The organism is Phyllobacterium trifolii, from assembly GCF_014192095.1.
In the GTDB taxonomy this organism is placed as follows: Bacteria; Pseudomonadota; Alphaproteobacteria; order Rhizobiales; family Rhizobiaceae; genus Phyllobacterium; species Phyllobacterium trifolii.
In genome coordinates this window covers 135,400-154,181 of the sequence record NZ_JACHXN010000010.1, presented here as the reverse complement: position 1 = coordinate 154,181, position 18,782 = coordinate 135,400, and the positions used below count along the sequence as shown (strand labels likewise).

22 protein-coding genes are annotated in these 18,782 nt (G+C 55.9%); 9 read left to right on the top strand and 13 right to left on the bottom strand.

The features are described from left to right. The 4 genes from FHS21_RS16560 to FHS21_RS16545 all read right to left on the bottom strand — a co-directional run bounded on the left by FHS21_RS16560 (position 1) and on the right by FHS21_RS16545 (position 2,589). Positions 1 to 456: a GtrA family protein gene (locus FHS21_RS16560; protein WP_183663094.1), complete on the bottom strand. Its 456-nt coding sequence runs from the start codon at positions 454 to 456 to the stop codon at positions 1 to 3. After that, complete coding sequence (locus FHS21_RS16555) at positions 428 to 1,129, bottom strand: class I SAM-dependent methyltransferase (protein ID WP_183663091.1); 702 nt, start codon at positions 1,127 to 1,129, stop codon at positions 428 to 430. Before FHS21_RS16555 ends, FHS21_RS16560 begins: the two co-directional genes overlap by 29 nt. Next, positions 1,116 to 2,150 carry a glycosyltransferase family 2 protein gene (locus FHS21_RS16550; protein ID WP_112531437.1) on the bottom strand — a complete coding sequence of 345 codons (1,035 nt, stop codon included), beginning with the start codon at positions 2,148 to 2,150 and terminating at the stop codon, positions 1,116 to 1,118. The genes FHS21_RS16555 and FHS21_RS16550 overlap by 14 nt, the downstream gene beginning before the upstream one ends. A 259-nt stretch (positions 2,151 to 2,409) precedes the next feature. Continuing rightward, a complete protein-coding gene (locus FHS21_RS16545; protein WP_183663088.1) occupies positions 2,410 to 2,589 on the bottom strand; it encodes a Flp family type IVb pilin in 180 nt (59 codons plus the stop codon). 370 nt (positions 2,590 to 2,959) lie between these two features. On the opposite strand from FHS21_RS16545, the gene FHS21_RS16540 reads away from it, so the two are divergent. Continuing rightward, on the top strand, positions 2,960 to 3,115 hold the full coding sequence (locus FHS21_RS16540; RefSeq protein WP_183663084.1) for a Flp family type IVb pilin: 156 nt from the start codon (positions 2,960 to 2,962) through the stop codon (positions 3,113 to 3,115). Between the two features lies 1 nt (position 3,116). Here FHS21_RS16540 and FHS21_RS16535 read toward each other — a convergent pair whose 3' ends face one another. The 3 genes from FHS21_RS16535 to nikR all read right to left on the bottom strand — a co-directional run bounded on the left by FHS21_RS16535 (position 3,117) and on the right by nikR (position 5,468). Beyond that, positions 3,117 to 3,800: a class II aldolase/adducin family protein gene (locus FHS21_RS16535; RefSeq protein WP_112531439.1), complete on the bottom strand. Its 684-nt coding sequence runs from the start codon at positions 3,798 to 3,800 to the stop codon at positions 3,117 to 3,119. Positions 3,801 to 3,844: 44 nt separating this feature from the next. After that, entirely contained in the window at positions 3,845 to 4,882 is a 1,038-nt protein-coding gene (locus FHS21_RS16530; protein WP_112551772.1) for an ABC transporter substrate-binding protein, read from the bottom strand. 166 nt (positions 4,883 to 5,048) lie between these two features. Further along, on the bottom strand, positions 5,049 to 5,468 hold the full coding sequence (gene nikR / locus FHS21_RS16525) for a nickel-responsive transcriptional regulator NikR (protein ID WP_112531441.1): 420 nt from the start codon (positions 5,466 to 5,468) through the stop codon (positions 5,049 to 5,051). Positions 5,469 to 5,616: 148 nt separating this feature from the next. On the opposite strand from nikR, the gene FHS21_RS16520 reads away from it, so the two are divergent. After that, positions 5,617 to 6,669: a HoxN/HupN/NixA family nickel/cobalt transporter gene (locus tag FHS21_RS16520; RefSeq protein WP_183663082.1), complete on the top strand. Its 1,053-nt coding sequence runs from the start codon at positions 5,617 to 5,619 to the stop codon at positions 6,667 to 6,669. Positions 6,670 to 6,677: 8 nt separating this feature from the next. Here the strand turns inward: FHS21_RS16520 and FHS21_RS16515 are convergent, their stop codons facing one another. The 4 genes from FHS21_RS16515 to FHS21_RS16500 all read right to left on the bottom strand — a co-directional run bounded on the left by FHS21_RS16515 (position 6,678) and on the right by FHS21_RS16500 (position 10,793). Continuing rightward, on the bottom strand, positions 6,678 to 8,198 hold the full coding sequence (locus FHS21_RS16515; RefSeq protein ID WP_183663080.1) for an ethanolamine ammonia-lyase reactivating factor EutA: 1,521 nt from the start codon (positions 8,196 to 8,198) through the stop codon (positions 6,678 to 6,680). 13 nt (positions 8,199 to 8,211) lie between these two features. Beyond that, positions 8,212 to 9,450: a cupin domain-containing protein gene (locus tag FHS21_RS16510; RefSeq protein ID WP_183663078.1), complete on the bottom strand. Its 1,239-nt coding sequence runs from the start codon at positions 9,448 to 9,450 to the stop codon at positions 8,212 to 8,214. A gap of 160 nt (positions 9,451 to 9,610) precedes the next feature. Further along, the gene (locus FHS21_RS16505; protein ID WP_183663076.1) at positions 9,611 to 10,393 is read right to left on the bottom strand and encodes a class II aldolase/adducin family protein; all 783 of its coding nucleotides are present in this window, start codon (positions 10,391 to 10,393) and stop codon (positions 9,611 to 9,613) included. A gap of 73 nt (positions 10,394 to 10,466) precedes the next feature. Next, positions 10,467 to 10,793 carry a non-heme iron oxygenase ferredoxin subunit gene (locus FHS21_RS16500; RefSeq protein ID WP_210283544.1) on the bottom strand — a complete coding sequence of 109 codons (327 nt, stop codon included), beginning with the start codon at positions 10,791 to 10,793 and terminating at the stop codon, positions 10,467 to 10,469. A 208-nt stretch (positions 10,794 to 11,001) separates the two neighbouring features. Between FHS21_RS16500 and FHS21_RS16495 the strand changes: the two genes are divergently transcribed. From FHS21_RS16495 to FHS21_RS16465, 7 genes are all read left to right on the top strand, one after another. Next, on the top strand, positions 11,002 to 12,288 hold the full coding sequence (locus FHS21_RS16495) for an aromatic ring-hydroxylating dioxygenase subunit alpha (protein ID WP_112531446.1): 1,287 nt from the start codon (positions 11,002 to 11,004) through the stop codon (positions 12,286 to 12,288). 34 nt (positions 12,289 to 12,322) lie between these two features. Beyond that, positions 12,323 to 12,844: a 3-methyl-2-oxobutanoate hydroxymethyltransferase gene (locus tag FHS21_RS16490; RefSeq protein ID WP_183663074.1), complete on the top strand. Its 522-nt coding sequence runs from the start codon at positions 12,323 to 12,325 to the stop codon at positions 12,842 to 12,844. 168 nt (positions 12,845 to 13,012) lie between these two features. After that, positions 13,013 to 13,831 carry an IclR family transcriptional regulator gene (locus FHS21_RS16485; RefSeq protein WP_224506490.1) on the top strand — a complete coding sequence of 273 codons (819 nt, stop codon included), beginning with the start codon at positions 13,013 to 13,015 and terminating at the stop codon, positions 13,829 to 13,831. Between the two features lie 21 nt (positions 13,832 to 13,852). Then, positions 13,853 to 14,863, top strand: a complete 1,011-nt coding sequence (locus FHS21_RS16480; protein WP_183663071.1) for a 2Fe-2S iron-sulfur cluster-binding protein — start codon at positions 13,853 to 13,855, stop codon at positions 14,861 to 14,863. A gap of 36 nt (positions 14,864 to 14,899) precedes the next feature. Next, entirely contained in the window at positions 14,900 to 15,850 is a 951-nt protein-coding gene (locus FHS21_RS16475) for a LysR family transcriptional regulator (RefSeq protein ID WP_183663068.1), read from the top strand. Positions 15,851 to 15,981: 131 nt separating this feature from the next. Then, on the top strand, positions 15,982 to 16,185 hold the full coding sequence (locus FHS21_RS16470) for a hypothetical protein (protein WP_183663065.1): 204 nt from the start codon (positions 15,982 to 15,984) through the stop codon (positions 16,183 to 16,185). Positions 16,186 to 16,265: 80 nt separating this feature from the next. Beyond that, positions 16,266 to 17,201, top strand: coding sequence for a LysR family transcriptional regulator (locus tag FHS21_RS16465; RefSeq protein ID WP_183663062.1), 936 nt, complete (start codon positions 16,266 to 16,268; stop codon positions 17,199 to 17,201). 12 nt (positions 17,202 to 17,213) lie between these two features. Here the strand turns inward: FHS21_RS16465 and FHS21_RS16460 are convergent, their stop codons facing one another. After that, positions 17,214 to 18,068, bottom strand: coding sequence for an alpha/beta fold hydrolase (locus FHS21_RS16460; protein ID WP_183663059.1), 855 nt, complete (start codon positions 18,066 to 18,068; stop codon positions 17,214 to 17,216). Positions 18,069 to 18,070: 2 nt separating this feature from the next. Then, positions 18,071 to 18,748 (bottom strand): RraA family protein, encoded by a 678-nt coding sequence (locus FHS21_RS16455; RefSeq protein ID WP_183663056.1) that lies wholly within the window; start codon positions 18,746 to 18,748, stop codon positions 18,071 to 18,073. Between the last annotated feature and the right edge of the window lie 34 nt (positions 18,749 to 18,782).

The following is an 18,782-nucleotide window of genomic DNA, read 5'->3' as shown; positions in this document are numbered from 1 at the left end:
CTATCGGGGCTCACTTCTTCCGTTGATTGCATGCCGATTGTTAATCGAAATTGGTGTGTTTTCTGCAAACACGAAATGGACCGATCCCAGGTAGAAAAGGATTGTGTAGGCACCAATGCCCAGCAGATGAATCATCGGGCCGTCCATCAGTCCGGTTGAACGCGCCGCGAGAACAATTCCAAGATTGACCGCATAGGCCACCAGAAACGTTGCGACGTATCTTGCGATAACGCTTGGCGACGCATTTTGCTTTTTCCCGAAGGTCCACCGGTTGTTGAGGCCGAAGCTCAAGACGAGACCCGCAGCGTAGCCGATCAAGTTCGAAACGACGTCACCATTTCCAAGCCAAAGGGCAAACAGAATTACCGTGTATCCGAACGCTGTGTTCAGAACGCCAACGGATGCGAAACGCGCGATCTGCAGGTAGTCAAATGGACGATTTGACCGCGTGGACATAGTACTGCGCTCCGATCGGAATTTTGGCGAGATAGCGCTCGAGCGACCGCAGCCTCGCCAACAGACGCGGAAAAAAGATGCGGTAGACGACACGGGATCTGGACAGGCCGGCGTCAGCGATCTCTGCGCGCATATCTTTCGCCTTGATAAGAACTGCGTTCTCGTCGAACGGACAATTGCGCACAGCATGCAATGTGAGCGGGTTCCACGGATTGTGCTCGAAGAGAAAGAAGTTTCCGCCTTTTGTCAGAACCCTGCTGATTTCCTGGAGAAGGCCCAAATGGAGGTCGCCAGGGATATGATGAAAAACGCACGCAACAAATATGACGTCGAAGTGCCCGTCGTCATACGGGATCGTTCTGCCATCGAATTGCTGGAAATGCGCTTGGCCCGGGAACCGCTTCTGAGCGATATCGAGGGATTGCGAGGAAGGATCGAGCAACACTATTTCGCTCTCGGGAAACGCAGCTTTGAGATAACCCAGTGAATTGCCCACACCTCCGCCGAAATCGAGTATGCGTCGTGGTCTCACACCCGCGGATGCGAGTACGGCAGCCACGTCGTCAATCTTGTACTTGGCAAAGAAATCCGGAGTTTCACCGCTCAGACGAATGCTGGCGGCGTGCTGCTGGTGATATTCCGACGCGAACTGGTCAAATTCAGCCTCGAGCATGCACAACCTCCTTCACACGTTCCTGAAGCCGGTGAATGGGTAGATCCTGGCGAGCGCTAACTGCGTCGTAAGAGACGATCTCATTGACGAGGTAAAGCGGACGCCGCTTCGTCTCCATGTACATCCGCCCGAGATACTCGCCAAAGATACCGAGCACCAGAAGCTGAACGCTGCCAAGTATGAGGACTATGGCTGCCAGACTGGTCCAGCCGGGCAAAACGTTCCCGGCAATCCAGGAACAGAAAGTGTAACCCAGCGCGAAAAGTCCAAGAATCCCGAAGATCATGCCGAGGTGCGACGCGAAGCGGAGCGGAGCGATGGAAAAGCTTGTCATTGCGTCCATCGCCAGCAAGAGCATTTTCTTGAACGGGTAATGCGTGGTGCCAGCAAAGCGCCGGCACCTTTCATAAGGGAGGGCGACTTGCCTCAAGCCGATCCAGCTGACCATTCCGCGAATGAACCGATAACGCTCCGGCATCGAATTCAGATGATTAAGGGTCCGGCGGCTCATCAGGCGAAAATCGCCGGTGTCAGGAGCAATATCCACGTCGACCATCTTGCGCAACAACCGATAAAACATCGCCGCCGAAGCGAGTTTGAACCAGCTTTCTCCCTCGCGTTTCAGGCGTTGGCCATAGACGACATCATAGCCTTCATCCATCCTGGCCATCATTTGGCCGACAAGTTCCGGGGGATCCTGCAGATCGGCATCGAGAATAAGAATTCTTTGGCCACGACAAATATCCAGGCCTGCGCTGAGCGCAATTTGGTGGCCATAATTGCGGGCAAGATCGACTGCGACGAGGTGAGGGTCTGTTGCCGCTAAATTGAAGATCGCCTGGCGAGTGCCGTCTGTCGCACCATCGATGACGAGGACAATCTCGTAGGACTGGCCAACCTGTTGCTGACACGCCGCGGTTACGCGTCGATAAAGCTCATCGATGCCGTCCACTTCATTGTAGCAAGGGATGACGGCCGAGAGCGCAATATTCTGTGGTTGATTTAACTTTGTCTTTGGCAACGACCTTACCCCAGATTTTCACGATATTCATACTAGTTCGGGTAGAGATTAAGCATCTGACTTCGTTGCCTGATTGCCCGCACCCAAAGGTCGTATGGACAGGGTGCTTGGCAGCAGAAGGTTGCCAGTCTGGTCTCTCGATCAAACGGTGTTCTGGATTGCCGCGAACATCGATGATCGGGACAAGGCGAACTCGGGTAAACCCGGTTACAAAGATTTGGTGGAGCTGCCCGCGATCGGGCAGCTCCACCAACTAAACTTAGTTAACGGCGGTGTTTGCCATCTTGCCACCGAGCTTGGTGAACAGGCCATTGATGCCGTTGCCGAGCGTGCCTGCACCGGCAATGATGCCGACGGAGATAAGGGCAGCAATCAGGCCATATTCGATGGCAGTTGCGCCGGATTCGTCTTTAAGGAAGCGTGCGAAGAGAGTGTTCATTTGATTGCCTATCCTGTTGTTGTGCATGGTTTCGTTGAACCGTCCTCAACATAGATTTCCAGCAATTGCAGTTTCACTAATATAGATGGTTACTGAAAAGTGACTGAATTTGTTGCTTAAATTAGTTTTACGGAAGTCGATTAAATTCAGTTAAATTATTAGGTACTTGTAATTCCAACTGGATTCATCTGTCGGCCGCTTAGAATTCGAGTTGACGTGTGATCTGGTCAGAATATCCCGATTTGAGGAAAATTTTACTTAAATTGACGCGCCCGTCTAAAGTAAAAATTAACCAATAACAACAGTCTCTTTTGCTAATTTACTCAATGAGGAGGACGATTCAACGGGACTTTGAAAGGAGAGGCGAACAATGACAAAGCTCTTCGCGCGCTTCCTCAAGGACGAAACCGGCGCAAGTGCGGTTGAATACGCACTGATCGTTGCTCTGATAGCAGTTGCCATCATCGGCGCTACCAGCAAACTTGGAACCAGCATTAAAGATATGTTCGAGAAGCCCAGCCCATAGGTCAGACAGGGCCCAATTTACCCGCATGATAGTCCCAGACCTTTTGCAAGAGGTTGGGCTTCCAGAGATTGGCTGCGATCGTGGCGACCTGTTCAGGCGTCAGAACCGTTGGTGTGCCGAGGCTTTTGGCCAAATACTGCCTTTGCGTATTTTCCTCGAGGTACACTGCAAGGACGAATGCTTCGAGAATACTGGCCGCAGCGATCACCGATCCATGCGATTTCAACATTGCGATGCGATGCGCACCAAGCGTTGTGGCAAGCGCTTCACCGAGTTCCTTGGTGTTGATTGATGCTATCTCGCCAAACTGCATGATCTCGCCGATCACCGCTGCCTGCATGATCACCGGTTCAACGGGATTCCCCGTCATGCTGAAGAGCGTTGACCACAGCGGGTGAGCGTGGATGACCGAACCCACGTCCGCGCGGCGACGGTATATCTCCGAATGGATGTGGAATTCCATCGGCGGGACTGCGCCGCCATCGACCGGCTTGCCGTCGAAATCGGTCATGACGATATCGTCGATGGTGAGTGCCGAGCGGACCGATGCACCGGAATTGATCAGCATTCGATTTTCGCCAGGAACACGCCAACTGGCATGGCCGTTGAAATCTATGATTCCCGCGCGTTCGAGCATAAGGATCGCATCGACCAGCATGCGCTTCTGTTGAGTGTAGTTATCCATGTCCTGCCAGTTCCATGCCAGATTGTGTCTGAGATACCCCGCGCTTATTTTCTTTGTTGATACGGCCCCAGTTCCTTGACTGCTGCATCGGCGAACGACGCGTCGAGGATTTGGGCGACAGTTGCGCTTGCCGGTACGAGACCTTCGCTCTGGAAGTATTTGAGATCGTTTTCAAGGCTGGCGGTGTTGAGCTTGCCGTCGGGATCGATGCCTTGCGGGACAATGGCGCGATAGACGGAAGCATCCTTGATCGGTGTATATTCGGTCAATATGGAGATCACTTCGTCCGCGGCCGGGCCGGCCAGCTTGCCGTTGGCAAGCGCGTCATTGTAGTCGCGAAGCGCATGGATATAGGCGCGCATGAATGCTTTTGCGGCATCGGGCTGTTCCCCGATGAACTCTGCCGAGTACAGGACAACCGCGAGCTGGTGATTGGGGTAAATCTCGTCATCGCCCATGATACGAACGGCGGCACCACGGCGTACGGCTTCTGTTGCGGAAGGTTCGGTTGTCAAAGCCGCGTCAACGGCCTTGTTCTCCAGCGCGATGATATGTTGGGGAAATGAGAGGAATACACGCTCGACATCGCTGGGTTTAAGCCCCGCCTTTTTCAACGCCTCGTTCATGGTCGATGTCGATGCGCTGCCAGTGGCACTGCCCGCAACCTTCATGCCTTTGAGATCGGCGAGCGACTTGTACTTGCCGCTTTCCACGAGATCCTTGCGAACCAGAAGTGGCTGATAGCCGTAACCTGGGGGCGTCGAACCCTTGTCGGCGACAACCTTGATTCCGATCCCTCGTGCCACGGCATTGTACAATCCTGCCGATACCGAGCCGCCGGCAACGTCGAGTTGGCCGGCTCCAAGCGGAGCAACCATCTTCGCGCCGGAATCGAAGGGCACGAACTCCGCCTCGATACCTTCTTCGCGGAAGTAGCCTTTTTTGTCGGCGATGAAGAAAGCGATATCACTGCTGGCGTTGACGATACCGATTTTCACCTTGGTGAGTTCCGCCGCCATCGCGCTCATCGCATTCAATGACAAACAGGCGATGAGCGCTGCTCCCAGCAAAAGTTTCTTCATGATGCCACTCCCGATATCCGTGCAACCACAGACGCAGCCAACTGTTCCGCTATAAAGAACAACGTTCCTCTAAAACGAGCTTAGCATTGTGAAGGATGATGTCAACCTGACGCGAGCGCGCACACATGCTCACCACCTTGCGGAACCCTGGAGCAATGTTCTCAAGTCAAAGCTGGCTTTTTGGCAATCCCGCCGGCACCACGTGCAGATGTCCGTACCTTACTGCACGCTCCGAAATGACGTGTTCAGCGAAATGCTGAACCTGGTCCGGCGGTCCTTTGAGGACACCGATTTCGAGGCAGTTGTCATGATCGAGATGGACATGCATGCTCGATACCGCAAGTGAATGATGATCATGGAAGGTATTGGTCAACCGGCGTGCAAGATCGCGTGCCCCATGATCGAAGACATAGCTCAGAACACCGATCACCTGCGTTGCTGCACCTGTTTCGATTGATGTCAGCTTCATCCCGGCCCTCGCAAGGTCGCGGATGGCCTCGGAGCGATTTTGATAGCCCTTTGCCGCGATCACCCTGTCGAGTTCCTCCATCAGATCGTCATCGAGGGTGATCGTTATTCTTTGCATCTTCGGCTCCAAGTTTTTTTAAACGGGCGAGTAAGATTTTTTCGCGTAGACATCATACTTTGCGATTTTCTATGGTTGCTTCCGATACAACGGCCCTCTGCGCATGTTTACCAGCACACGCGATACCTGGCCAGCGGAGGAGGCTTATATGATCCCCAATCCTTTCGACGATCAGCCGGCGCGGCTGAAGGCCAAGGTCATCGTGACCTATGTCATCCTGATCGCGGCCAACGTCGGCGCCTGGGCTTGGGCGTGGATTGCCTTTTCCGATCGCCCTTCATTGCTGGGGACTGCTCTTCTCGCCTACATGTTCGGTCTGCGCCATGCTTTCGACGCCGATCATATTGCCGCGATCGATAATGTCGTCCGCAAGTTGATGCAGGAGGGCAAGACGCCTTATTCGGTCGGCTTCTTCTTTTCGCTGGGGCACTCAAGCATCGTCGTCATCGCTTCCCTGATCATTGCCGCGACAGCCGCTGCGATGCAGAGCAATCTTGAATCGTTCCATGATGTCGGCGGTGTCATCGGCACATCTGTGTCGGCCGTGTTCCTCCTCATTATCGGCCTGGCCAATCTTTTTATCCTGCGGGGTATCTGGTCAGCTTTCAGCCGCGCGCGGCGCGGCGAGAAAATTGTCGACGAGGACCTCGACGCACTGCTGTCAGGACGAGGACTCATCGCTCGCATCTTCCGGCCGATTTTCCGCGTGGTTTCGCGGTCCTGGCATATGTATCCGATCGGCTTCCTGTTCGGGTTGGGTTTCGACACCGCAACGGAAATCGGCCTGCTCGGAATTTCGGCAGCGCAAGCGACGCAGGGCATGTCATTCTGGACGATCCTCGTGTTTCCTGCGCTCTTCACAGCGGGCATGTCGCTCATGGACACGACCGATAGCGTCCTGATGACTGGTGCCTATGGTTGGGCGTCGATCAACCCCATGCGCAAGCTTTGGTACAATCTGACAATCACCGGAGCGTCTGTCATCGTCGCTGTCTTTATCGGCGGCGTGGAAGCTCTTGGTCTGATCAGCGACAAGCTCGGACTTCAAGGAGCGTTCTGGCAGTTCGTTGGAGGGCTGAACGATAATCTGGCCAATTTCGGTTATGCAGTCGTCGGTATATTCGTCATGAGCTGGATCGTTTCGGTCATCGTCTATCGTGCCAAAGGCTATGACAATCTGCACGTCGAAGTATCGGCGTGAAACTTTTCTCACGCCGGTTCGACTGGTTCGAGACCCTTCTGGCCAAGGCCCATATTGGGAAATACCAGTGACTTTATGACGACGGGCACAGCGCCGGACGTTTCGAGCATGGCGCCGATATCAATGAAATCGAATTCGTCGAGCTTGATGCCGTCGATCGAGATGATTGAATTGACGCCGTCCGCACTGACGAAATGCATCCCCACCAGTCCCCCGACGTCGCTGTCGCCGACGAGGATCAGGGGGTGACCTTTGGCAAGGATCTGTGACAAGCCCTCTCGTATCCCCCGACAGAAATCATCGAGGCGCCTGTAGCTTGCCGATCCCTGCCATTCGTAGCAAATGGCCACAGGGCTGTCGCCGTGGGTCAAATCGAGCCGTGCCAGTGCTTCCTTCACCATTAAGCCAACACGTTCGGCGTCGATATCATCATCGAATGCGAATGCGGGCTTTATGACGGGAACATTGCGAACGGGCAGGGCATCGAGTGGCCTGACGAAGATCGTACTGCCGCTGACCTGTACAGTATATTGCGAGGCGCCGACGACGGTCGCCCGGATACCCTGTTCGGGACGTTCAAGGCGCGGCCTCCAGTCGTCGAGCCGCTTGCGCAATTGCCGGGCCAGCAAGGGTCCGAGATCGCTGAACCCTGCATTGGTATCGGCATAGAGAAATTCCGAAACGCCGCCGGAAATCGTGACTATGTCCGGTGGTGGTCCCTCGGGCAGGGCAGGCAGGCGATGGAGACCAGCGGTTTCGCTGCGCATTGCGCCACCCTTCATAGCTTCGAACAGGTGGTCGACCATGGACGCCGCGAGTTTTCCGGCATCCTCGGGCGTGAGAACCGCGCCGAGCACCAACGCCACACCTGCTTGTTTCGCAAAATATTTGCCGGCTTCTTCCAACCGCGTAACCCGCCGGTCAGTATCGAATGCGACGACACGCGCGCCAATGTCGATGGCACTGATATGGCGAATGGCGCCGTTTTCGCACAGTGCGAGTTTTGAGGTGCCTCCACCGATATCGACGTTGAGCACGCGCTGGCGCGTTCTGCCGGATAGAGCAACCGCGCCAGACCCGAACGCAGCCAGAGTGGTTTCGAGGCCGTCCCCCGCGCTGACCACGACAAATTTGCCGGTCTGCGCCGAAAAGATTTCGCCAATGGCGCGCGCATTGCTGCGCCTGACGGCAACGCCGGTGAGGATGAGCGCCCCCGTGTCGATATCCTCGGGCTTCAGGCCGGCGGCTTCGTATTGGGCTTCGAAAAACGATGCGAGTGCCTCCGCGTCGATAGCATCATCGCTGCGATAGGGCGTGAGCAAAACATCGGATTGGTGCAGTAGCGTCCGCTCGACTACCATGTAGCGCGTATCGAGACGCTCCAGCACGATGCGGGAGAAGGCGAGGTGAGACGTCGATGATCCAATGTCGATACCGACACTGGTCAACTGTATCTCATCCTCGAGTTCCATACTGCGGCCGATATTGGAGAAGAATATCCGGCCGCCTTCCTCTGGTTCCTCTGACATTGAAATTAGCTGCTCAGACGACGGTGGACATTTTTTTCGTCGTGTCATCCGGCGTGACGTACCATTCCGGCTTCATACGGATTTCGACCCCATTGCGGTTCAGCTTCTCCTCATATTCCTTGCGGATATAGGGGTCTTCCATCCAGTACGGGATAGCCGTGCCGCCTTCATTGACGTCGATTGCGGTATAGTCGGTGTGCTTTTCACCAGGAGCGCCGGGATCGCGGCCAGGATTATGCGGGCCGAACCACGCCATCAGGCGGAAAGGCTCCTTGGAAACACTGAAGTGCTGATGATACCAGCGCGCACCACCCGGGGCGGCGGACACCATGCCGAAAGGACCGTAATCAAGGCGCTTGATCTTGTCGGCATGGCCATCCCTCCAGGGATTGACGCCGTATTCTTCGGGCCAGGTATAGGTGTAGCCTTCGCCTTTCAGGCAGATCAGAATTGCCGCCGACGTATGTGCGTGCGCTTTCGAATAACGGCCATTCTCATGCTGGCCGATCCAGTAGTAGAAGGTGTTGTTGGTCATGAACGGCTCAACGCGGCGGTAACCTGGCGAGCGTCTGTTGTCGAGCGGCAGTTCGCAATTGACGGCGTCGGGCATGAAGTTGGTCCGCCGCATGGCGAGCCCGCGAACGGGATCCGGCTCGATTTCCTCGCGATACTTGTAAAAGTCGTCGGCTCCGGAAAAACGGTCGCGGAAGACATATGGGTTGTTGAAAACCGCATCGGCATTCTGGATCTGGTTGAGGACGTTCGGCGCCGTTGTTCCGCCAAGCAGAAGTGCCGGACTGTTGGTTGCGTTGACGATCCGATGCATGGCGTTCATCGGTATCGAGAACATCGACCCTTCCTGCCATTCGAAGACGTGTTTGCGACCTTCGCCCTCGAGCCACACCTCGGTGGAGCCGCGTCCTTCGACGACGATGTATATTTCCTCAAACATGTGCTTTTCCGGATGAAGCGCGCCCGCCGCTGGCACCTCCACCAGATGACAACCCCATTTGGTTTCTGTCCCGAGCAACTGGATATATGTGCCGCGTCCGCCGGTACGCTTCCACGGTTTCAAGGGAAGGTTTTTGACACTCGATACGCCGAGGTCGCGAAAGACAGGAATGTCTTCTTCCACCATGAACTGATCATAGGGGGTCGGCTGCTTCTTGAACTCACCGAAGCCGGCTTTCTTCGTGCCAGCGGGCTCATGCCAGTGGGTGCCGGTGCCGCCGCCTAATGGATCCTGGTGCATTGATTCCTCCTGTCGATGCATTTCCGCTGCGCCTGAAGCGCTCGCGGATGTAATATTTGCGTCAGCCTACCAGCTGCTCGGAGCGGCGGTAGCTTGATTTCGGAAAGACCATCTTTCCGGTTTTGTCCGGGCAGGGGACGTCAGCCCCCGCTGGCGTTTTCTACTTCTGTTCGCTCCAGCTCTCCGGGAACAATCCCTCGCGCAACGCGCCGCGCACATAGTAGCTCCAGAGCTTGCGAATGTGATGATCGCGGCGAAAGCTGTGGGCAAATGAATCAAGCTCGGCGTCCGTCAACGGCTTGACCTTGCCGATGGCGGCAGCGCGATAAGCCGCTTCCGCGTTCTCTACGAGATGAAGCGAATCGATGAATGCCCCGCGCACCGTCTCCGCGGTCACGATCTGGCCATGGGCGCGTATCTGCATGGCATGGTGAGCGCCGAGCGTGGCGGCGACACTGCGGCCCTGTTCACTGTTGCTGACATGGGCCGGGTCCGCATGAACGGGAATGCCGCTCCGCCAGCGTATCGCGTGATTCTTGAAGGGTAGAAGGTGCATATCTTCGACAAGGGTGAAGACATTGGTTGCATCATTATGGAAATGCGCAATCGATTTCACATCCGGTCGTGCGCGATAAATCTCACAATGAAGGAAAACTTCTGAAGGAGGTTTGACGCCTTTTGGACCTGCCACAACCTTGCCGTCCATATCGCAGACCAGAAGATCTTCGGGTGATACTTCGGCGCGGCTTTTCTCCTGGGGCTGTACGAGAAAGGTCTCGTTACCGGGCAGGAGGGCGCTGACGTGACCGCTGTATTCGAGTATTTTCAGGCTGTTCAGGAGCCGCGTGGCAATCGCGATTTCAGCTCGCAATGACGTTTCCGATGGAAGCGCTATCCCCGCCTTTTCGGGGTTTCCATCTGTTGTCCGCGCATGAGAATCCATAATCCCTCCCGTCGTGTTTCTAATAAAATCCCATATTATACAAATCTGTTATGCCCGCGATATCACATATGCTTTACACCTCGATCATCACGTCGTCGTTCTCGACGACCACTTTGTAGGTTCGCACGGGTACCATGCAGGGTGGGGCGACGACCTCGCCGGTGCGAAGATCGAATGCACCATTGTGAAAATCGCATTCGATCGTATGGCCGTCGATATATCCTTCCGACAGCGAGCCCGGGCCGTGGGTGCAGGCATCGTCTGTCACGTAGAACGTCCCATTGACGTTGAAAACGGCCAGCACGAGATCGCCGGATTCGACTCTGATGGCGCTGTCGAAATCAACATCATCCGCAGAACAAAGCCTTATCCTCGAACGCGTTTGCGTCATCTGGTTCATATCCTTTCTCCCTACTGCCGCCGCGCGCTTGACTAGCTCGCCAACAGCCTGTAGTTTTCTAAAAACGAAACAGCGTTCTGTATAAAGGAACGAGATGCAAGAATAACCGATCAGAGCGGGACGTCAACTCGAAACTGACGATTAACGTTCTGGCTCGGCCAAACAGCAGCCGGATTTCGTCGCGACTGGACGATTCGAGGAGGATTGAATGCTTAGAAAAGAACAAAACGACCTTCTGACGCAGACTGGCCCGGCCACACCCATGGGCGACATGTTTCGCTGCTACTGGATACCGGCGCTGCTTGCGGAAGAACTGCCGGCCAATGATTGTCCGCCGGTTCGCATAAAACTGCTCAGCGAACGTTTGCTGGCGTTCCGGGATAGCGAAGGCCGCTATGGACTGATCGACGAGTTTTGTGCCCACCGGGGTGTTTCATTGTGGTTTGGCCGCAACGAGAAGGGCGGATTGCGCTGCCCCTATCATGGCTGGAAGTACGACCACACGGGTCAGTGTATCGAGGTTCCGTCGGAACCCAAGGAAAGCGGCTTCTGCAACAAGATCAAGCTGAAGTCTTACCCACTCATCAAGATCGGCGATATTCTCTGGACCTATATGGGGCCGGCCGACAAAGAGCCGCCGCATCCGGAATGGGAATTTGCGCTTGTGCCACCCGAGCAGACGTTCACATCGAAGCGCTGGCAGGAGTCAAACTGGTTGCAGGCCATGGAAGGCGGCATCGATTCGAGCCATGTTTCCTTCCTTCATAGCGGAAGTCTCAACAGCGACCCGCTGTTCAAGGGTGCCCGCGGCAACAAATACAATATGGCCGACTCCAAGCCATTTTTCGAAGTCACTGACAATGAAGGCGGACTATTCATCGGCGCTCGTCGGAATGCCGAAGAGGGCCACTATTACTGGCGTGTAACGCCGTGGGTCATGCCGTCGTTCACCATGGTGCCGCCGCGCGGCAACCATCCTGTCCATGGCCATTTCTGGATCCCGATCGATGACGAGAATTGCTGGGCATGGAGCTTCGATTACCACCCAGTCCGGGCTCTGACGCCCGAAGAGCGCCAGGCAATGCTCGACGGCAAGGGCATTCATGTCACATACGTTCCTGGAACCTTCCGTCCCGCCGCCAACAAGGACAATGATTATCTCATGGATCGCGAGGCCCAGCGTCTTGGCGTAACCTATTCCGGCGTCGAAGGCATCGCCATGCAGGATGCCTCATTGCAGGAAAGCATGGGACCCATCGTCGACCGGACAAAGGAAAACCTGGTATCGACGGATAACGGGATCATCATGGCGCGTCACCGTTTGCTGAAGGCTGTCCGGGCATTCAAGGACAAAGGTATTACCCCTCCGGGTGTCGATCCTGCCCACCACCGCGTGCGGTCGGCGGCTGTCGTGTTGCCTGTCGATCAGTCTTACATCGATGCAGCCGCCGAAGCGTTGACAGTGATTGAGGGGAAAGCGCCGGCCTCTGTCTGAGCCACGGTGACGGTCCGTTCCAAAGGAGAACGATATGCAGCTTGGTCTCAGTGAAAGTGCGCGCGCTACCACGGCAGAGGAAGCCCGGTTCAGAATTGGTTACCCCAATTCCAGGCCGAGGAAGTCGCGCATCATTGCTCTCGATTCTGACAGCGTCGCGGCTCTGAAGTCGTTGGTGGATCAAGCTTCGGATGGTGCCCACTTTCTGCGATATATCGAACCAAAGGGCGCTACGAACTCGCTGAAAATGTTGTCGGTCGATGCAATACTCGAGGATATTGATGGAAAGCGGACCAATCTCGTCGACGAAATTGCCGACGCGGATGTTATCGTCATGGTCACATCCGCCGGAGCATCGGCTGAAGCCGCCGAGGTAATCGGCAACGCCTGTTTCGTGCGCAGCAAGATGACCACAGGTCTGGTCCTCAATTCGGCCAGCGTTCCTTCCGAACAGTTGAAGCGGACATTGACCACGATGCGTCCCTTCGCGGCAATGCTCGTTGTTTCGACGGGCGCTGAATATGTCAGCGAAATGCTGAGCGCGTTGCGAGTTTGAGATGCTGCTGCCAAGGGACGGAGATATTGGCACTAGCATGACCGGGGGTGGTGGGTTTCAAAGGAATTCTGGTCTCGGAATGGCTATCGAATGGGTGGTCTGGGAAATTGCGAGGGCTGTGTTATGAACGGCACTGTTGTCCACGCGATCAAACGGAACAGTGAACCCATGAACCCACCTTCCAAAGACACGTCCAGTTCAAAGAAAACGCCATCGTCCAAGCGCAATCGGCTGTCGTCCGTCACGACGGCAATACGGTTGCTGAAAGCCTTTTCAGAAGACGAGGTGGAGATCGGCGTCAGCGCATTGGCATTGAAGCTGAAGGTGGCAAAGAGCACCGTTCATCGCCTTGCCGTGACATTGGTTTCGGAAGGGCTGCTGGAGCAAAACCCGGAAACCGAGCGCTACAAACTCGGGGTCGGGTTATTCGGTCTTGGGACGCTTGTACGCCGGCGTATGAATGTTTCCAATGAAGCGCGCCCGTTTCTTTTCGACCTGCGCAAACACACCGGCGAAACCATCATCCTCGGCATCCCGACAGACATCGAAATCATGCATGTCTATGATTTGGAAAGCCCGCAGGCATTGTCGATAAAATCGGATCTCGGCGTCCGCCGCCCCGCACATTGCACGGCAGTCGGTCGCGCTATCTTTGCATTCGCCCCGGAAGAGACGATCGAACACGTTCTGGCAGGACCGCTCGCCCGCCGTACGCCGCGTACGCCGGTCGATCCCAAGCAGATACGGAAGATATTCGCCGAAGTCCGTGAGCGCGGTTATGCCATTGAAGACGAGGAAAGCGAACCGGGGATCCGGGTCATCGCTGCACCGGTCCGGGATTCAAATGGTGTGGTCGTCGCTGCTGTCGGGATTGGCGGACCCTTGCAGAGATTGTCGATCGAGGCGCTCGAAGGGTTTGCACCACCACTTTTGGAAACCGTTGCAGCGATATCGGCGCGTCTCGGATACTCGGCAAGGCATCGATAGGCAGAAATGGGAAGCCCACGCATGGCAGTCATCACGCTGAATGGAAGCGACCTCCGCTGGGAGTGCGACGAAGGCGACACGATCATGCGATCGGCACTCCGGGCAGGCCTGGGTTTTCCATATGAGTGCAATGTCGGGTCATGCGGTAATTGCCGCTTCGATCTCCTTGAAGGTGAAATCGAAGAATTGCGTGCGGATCCGCCGGGCTTGAGCGAACGGGATCGCGCGCGCGGCCGCCGACTGGGCTGCCAGGCCAGCCCCTTGTCCGATTGCGCCGTCAAGCTGCGGCTGATGCCGCAGTATGAGAGCCTTTTCAGGCCGCAACGCCAGGCTGCGACCTTGGTTGCAACGTCTGACATCACGCATGACATCCGGGAGTTTCGCTTCCGGTCGGAGGCAACGAGCCGTTTCCTTTCAGGTCAATATGCCTTGCTGCATCTGCCCGGAATACCGGGTGGTCGCGCCTATTCAATGGCGAATACCAGCAATGATGACGGGGAATGGCACTTTCAGATACGCCGTGTGCCGGGCGGCGAGGCAACAGGATACTTGTTCTCGCAACTGCGCGTTGGGGATCGTATCGAGCTCGATGGCCCCTATGGCATGGCATATCTTCGCGAGAACTCGCCGAGGGATATCGTTTGTATTGCCGGCGGTTCGGGGCTTTCACCGATGGTGTCGATCACGCGCGCGGCGGCTGTTGCACCGAGCCTTGCCGGAAGACGCATAGACTTCGTCTTCGGCGGTCGCACGGCGCAGGATATTTGCGGCAAGGAAATGCTGCAAATGCTACCGGGATTTGGTACAAATATTCACTACCATCCGGTCGTTTCCGGCATGCCTGAAGCCGATGATGGCTGGGATGGTTACAGAGGCTATGTCCATGAAGTCGCTCATAGTCTTTTCGCCGCACGGCTTCCTTCGTGCGAGATCTATTTTGCAGGTCCCCCCGCAATGGGACAAGCAATACAGAAAATGCTGGTCGATCTTGGTGTCGACTCAACCCAAGTGCATTTTGACCAGTTCTATTGATCATTTGGCTGCAACCGACAGCCGCTGAAAGCCGCAATGAAACCTCGTCAGCTGATATACTTCATAAAGGTCGTTGACGTAGGCAACATTACGAAGGCGGCGGAACAGTTGAATCTGGCGCAGACCGCTCTCGGGATACAGATACGCAATCTCGAGGAATCGCTTCATGTTCAATTGCTCGACCGCCATTCGCGGGGTGTCAGCGCGACACCCGCGGGACTTTTGCTTTACGAACGCGCGCATGAAATTCTGCAGCGGATCGAGGACACGCGCCGCGACCTGATTTCACTGGCGGGCGAGCGTGCGCGCATCAGGCTTGGTGCTACGCCAAGCATCCTGAAGCTGATTGGAACCGAACTGGTGGTGGCCGCAAAACAGCAACTGCCCGGAATCGCGTTGCATGTGGTGGAGGAGTTGAGTTTTGTCCTGACCGACGCGCTGGAGCGCGGCGAACTCGACTACGTTCTCGCCTATGACATCGAGGAGAATCCCGGTCTCAGGCGTCTTGCCCTGATGAAGGAAGACTTGCTGCATATTGCGGTACCGGGAGGAGATCCCGCCGAGGGTGGAATATCGTTCAAGCAGGCGGTTGCAGGCGATCTGGCCCTTGTGTCCAGCCGGGATATTATCTGGCGCCGTATTCATAAGACGGCCTCCCGCTTGTCGCTGGATGTAAACGTGACCTATCAGGTCCAATCGATGGAAGCAATCAAGGCGCTGATCCTTCATGGTCTTGCAGAAAGCATCATGCCGTTCGGTATTGTGTCGGAAGAAATTCAATCGGGAGCATTGATTGCCCGGCGTATCGAACGGCCGTCGGTAAGGTTGACACTCTATCTGGCTCACGCGGCCCACAAGGGGTTGAGCGACGACACTGCATTCATCGCATTTGTTGATGGAATGATCGACAGGCTCGCCGCTACAATTGGGCCGTACGCGCACCCGATTGACCGCTCGCAACCGCCGCAAATAGAAGCAGACCATTGAAGGCGATCGCATAGGCAATCGCAGCCGTTCATCTGCTATGCAAAATCGATATACCAGCCTTGCCAAAGCGTTGTTTCCGGCGTCGTCCACCTGATTTATATTGCGGTGCACAATGCCAGGAAGGACGTGTCGTGACTATACTTACCGAAGACCGCAATGCTGGAACGAGTTGGTTCCGCACCGTTCTTTCAAGCATCGCCGAAATAGCGAATTGCCTCAGCGCCGCAAAAGAGTGTGCATTGGCCATTGAAAACAGGCGCACGCCGCCGGCCTCGGCATTGCAGACCTTGGGTATTGACCCGGCGTCGCTCAAGGATGTGTTCAAGCGTAGCTAGAAGCTGATTTCGTACCGGATTTTCGAGGCTTGACGGTCAAATCCCTTTACTCAGCCATTAAGTTTTTTTATTGTGGCTGAATGAAAAACGTCACCTTTCGAAAGCTCCAGTCGCTGCTGGCGATCGAGACTCATCGAAAGATTGTAGATGCGGCGAAGGCCCTGGGGCTGACTGCACCGGCTATCACATTACAACTGAAACAGCTGGAAGAAGATGCAGGTGTGACGCTTTTCGAGCGCACGCCGCACGGCATGTTTCCGACTGAAGCCGGAAAAGTTTTCCTTGAGGCGGCGAAAGAGATCGATGAGCGTTTGCAGCGACTCGATGACGATGTCAACGCCTTTCGCCGCGTGAAGCGCGGGCATATCACGGTTGGGGCAGTATCCACGGTCAGATATTTTGCGGCGCCATTGTTTGCAGCCTTCTCCAAAGAATATCCCGATGTACATCTTGAACTGATCATCGATCGCCGGGACGAGACGATTGCCCGGCTAAAGGATCGCGCCGTCGATATCGCTCTGCTTGGACGTCCGCCGCGGGATATATCGGTTCGTGCCACCGTATTCGGCGAGCACTCACTGGTCGTTGTCAGCGCGCCCGGTCATGCCTTGGCAGGCAAGCGCGATATCACCAAAGCAGAGATTGCCAACGAACATTTCCTGCACCGGGGGAGGGGGTCCGGCACCAGAACGTTTTTCGAGCGTTTCCTGAAGGATATCCCCGGCCGGCTTGATGGCCCGAGCACGGAGATGGAAACTGTCGAGGACATCAAGCAGGCCGTCATGGCGGAGCTCGGCATTGCCTTCCTGTCGATGCAAAGCATTGCCGCCGAGGTTCAGGCGGGCCAGCTCGCCGTTCTCGATGTTGTTGGACTGCCAATTCGCCGTCAATGGTTCGCGATCAGCCGCAGCGACCGCGCAGTCACGCCTGTCATGGCGGCTTTTCAGGCGTTTCTTGCCACGCGCGGTGAAACGTTTCTGCCGAATTTTAGCGACCCGGCAAAGGTGCCCGCCTGAACGGCATCAATTTTACCTGAGAATCGCCTGCAGAAAATCGAGCACCTTGGCATTGCAGTTCGCTGCACTCTGCTCCGGGACCGGCATATCCCAATAGTCTGAGTTTGGAATACATTCCTGCAGATAGCGCGCAGCGGAAGTTGCATGCGAAGCGTCGGCGCCGGGAATGATCAACGTCGGAATATCGAGACACAGCAGATCTTCAGGTTCGGCGCCGGGAGACGTATCGCGATCGAGCAACGTTCGTACCATCCCGGCTACGATAGCCTTGTAATGGTCGAGGTTGAGCCGCGGATATTCGGCCGCAAAATCGGGAAAATTGCGGATGACCGACACCCAGGGGCCGCCTCTCGGATCTGCGCCGAAAGCCTTGTTGCTTTCCTTCGCCAGGCTGACGACAGCCTCGAGCCCGTTCTGGTTGACGAAAGCAAGGTGTTCGGCAAACCGCTGGTGACCGGTCATGCGATATCTCGCCCCGCCAACTGGCCAGAACAGGATCATGCTCAGCGTCTTTTCGGGATAGGTTGCACCGAAGGCGGAAACGGCGCTGCAGCCCATGCACCCGCCCATCAGATGGGCCTTGTCGATGCCGAGATGGTCAAGCAAGCCCTTGCCCTGTTCGACATAATGCGCCCAGGTCACCCGCTCGACGCGCCCGCCCGATTGGCCTGTTTCCCGGCGGTCAAAGACAATACAACTGTACTTCTTGGAAAGCTGATCCAGAAACTTGATCTGCGCATAAATGCCCTGGGTGGACCACTTTTCGATCGTTGCGTCGAAGCCGCCCGGCGAATACATCAGCAAAGGCTCACCCGAGCCAACAACTTCGTAGCGCGTCGATACTCCGTCGATAGTGGCCGTCGCCATTTTCAAACTCCTTCGCAACCGAGCCGCTTCAGGCTTTCATCGACCCAAAGTTTGGGATCGAGCTTGCCCGCGAGCGTATTGGCAACCGTTTTTAATTCGGCTTCATGCTTTGCCTTGGCAAGCGGATAAATCTCGCCAGTCAGTTCATATGGAACACAGAGCAGTCCGTCATCATCGCCCATGATCAGATCGCCCGGATTGATGACCATGCCATCGAGCGAGATCGGCGCGTTGATTTCGCCCGGACCGTCCTTGTAGGGACCGCGATGCGTGATGCCTGCTGCAAACACCGGAAAGCTGTTGTTCTTGATCCAGCCGTAATCACGAACGGCACCATTTATCACAACGCCGGCAACGCCGATCTGGATGGCGTGCGAAAGCATCATCTCGCCGACAAGCGCATTTGACAACTCTCCGCCGGCATCGACGACGATCACGTCGCCGGGCTTCGCCATCAGCAGTGCCTTGTGAATCATCAGATTGTCGCCGGGCCGGGTCTTTACCGTGAAAGCTGGTCCCGCCAAAGGCCCGCCTGCGTGCAACGGGCGGAGATTCGGTCCGCCCGCGGTCAGCCGCGACATGACATCGCTGACATTGGCCACCGGCAGCTCGCGAAACTGCCTGACCGTTTGTTCGTCCACCCTGCGTGTTCGTTCGAGAATTCGAAATCCATGTGCCATGGCGGTGTTCCTTTCCAGATTCTGCTTAAATATC

Bases quoted from the DNA above. Each gene is read 5' to 3' on its own strand.
- FHS21_RS16560 (WP_183663094.1), bottom strand. From the start codon at position 456: ATGTCCACGCGGTCAAATCGTCCATTTGACTACCTGCAGATCGCGCGT.
- FHS21_RS16555 (WP_183663091.1), bottom strand. From the start codon at position 1,129: ATGCTCGAGGCTGAATTTGACCAGTTCGCGTCGGAATATCACCAGCAG.
- FHS21_RS16545 (WP_183663088.1), bottom strand. From the start codon at position 2,589: ATGAACACTCTCTTCGCACGCTTCCTTAAAGACGAATCCGGCGCAACT.
- FHS21_RS16540 (WP_183663084.1), top strand. From the start codon at position 2,960: ATGACAAAGCTCTTCGCGCGCTTCCTCAAGGACGAAACCGGCGCAAGT.
- FHS21_RS16535 (WP_112531439.1), bottom strand. From the start codon at position 3,800: ATGGATAACTACACTCAACAGAAGCGCATGCTGGTCGATGCGATCCTT.
- FHS21_RS16530 (WP_112551772.1), bottom strand. From the start codon at position 4,882: ATGAAGAAACTTTTGCTGGGAGCAGCGCTCATCGCCTGTTTGTCATTG.
- nikR (WP_112531441.1), bottom strand. From the start codon at position 5,468: ATGCAAAGAATAACGATCACCCTCGATGACGATCTGATGGAGGAACTC.
- FHS21_RS16520 (WP_183663082.1), top strand. From the start codon at position 5,617: ATGATCCCCAATCCTTTCGACGATCAGCCGGCGCGGCTGAAGGCCAAG.
- FHS21_RS16515 (WP_183663080.1), bottom strand. From the start codon at position 8,198: ATGTCAGAGGAACCAGAGGAAGGCGGCCGGATATTCTTCTCCAATATC.
- FHS21_RS16510 (WP_183663078.1), bottom strand. From the start codon at position 9,450: ATGCACCAGGATCCATTAGGCGGCGGCACCGGCACCCACTGGCATGAG.
- FHS21_RS16505 (WP_183663076.1), bottom strand. From the start codon at position 10,393: ATGGATTCTCATGCGCGGACAACAGATGGAAACCCCGAAAAGGCGGGG.
- FHS21_RS16500 (WP_210283544.1), bottom strand. From the start codon at position 10,793: ATGAACCAGATGACGCAAACGCGTTCGAGGATAAGGCTTTGTTCTGCG.
- FHS21_RS16495 (WP_112531446.1), top strand. From the start codon at position 11,002: ATGCTTAGAAAAGAACAAAACGACCTTCTGACGCAGACTGGCCCGGCC.
- FHS21_RS16490 (WP_183663074.1), top strand. From the start codon at position 12,323: ATGCAGCTTGGTCTCAGTGAAAGTGCGCGCGCTACCACGGCAGAGGAA.
- FHS21_RS16485 (WP_224506490.1), top strand. From the start codon at position 13,013: ATGAACCCACCTTCCAAAGACACGTCCAGTTCAAAGAAAACGCCATCG.
- FHS21_RS16480 (WP_183663071.1), top strand. From the start codon at position 13,853: ATGGCAGTCATCACGCTGAATGGAAGCGACCTCCGCTGGGAGTGCGAC.
- FHS21_RS16475 (WP_183663068.1), top strand. From the start codon at position 14,900: ATGAAACCTCGTCAGCTGATATACTTCATAAAGGTCGTTGACGTAGGC.
- FHS21_RS16465 (WP_183663062.1), top strand. From the start codon at position 16,266: ATGAAAAACGTCACCTTTCGAAAGCTCCAGTCGCTGCTGGCGATCGAG.
- FHS21_RS16460 (WP_183663059.1), bottom strand. From the start codon at position 18,068: ATGGCGACGGCCACTATCGACGGAGTATCGACGCGCTACGAAGTTGTT.
- FHS21_RS16455 (WP_183663056.1), bottom strand. From the start codon at position 18,748: ATGGCACATGGATTTCGAATTCTCGAACGAACACGCAGGGTGGACGAA.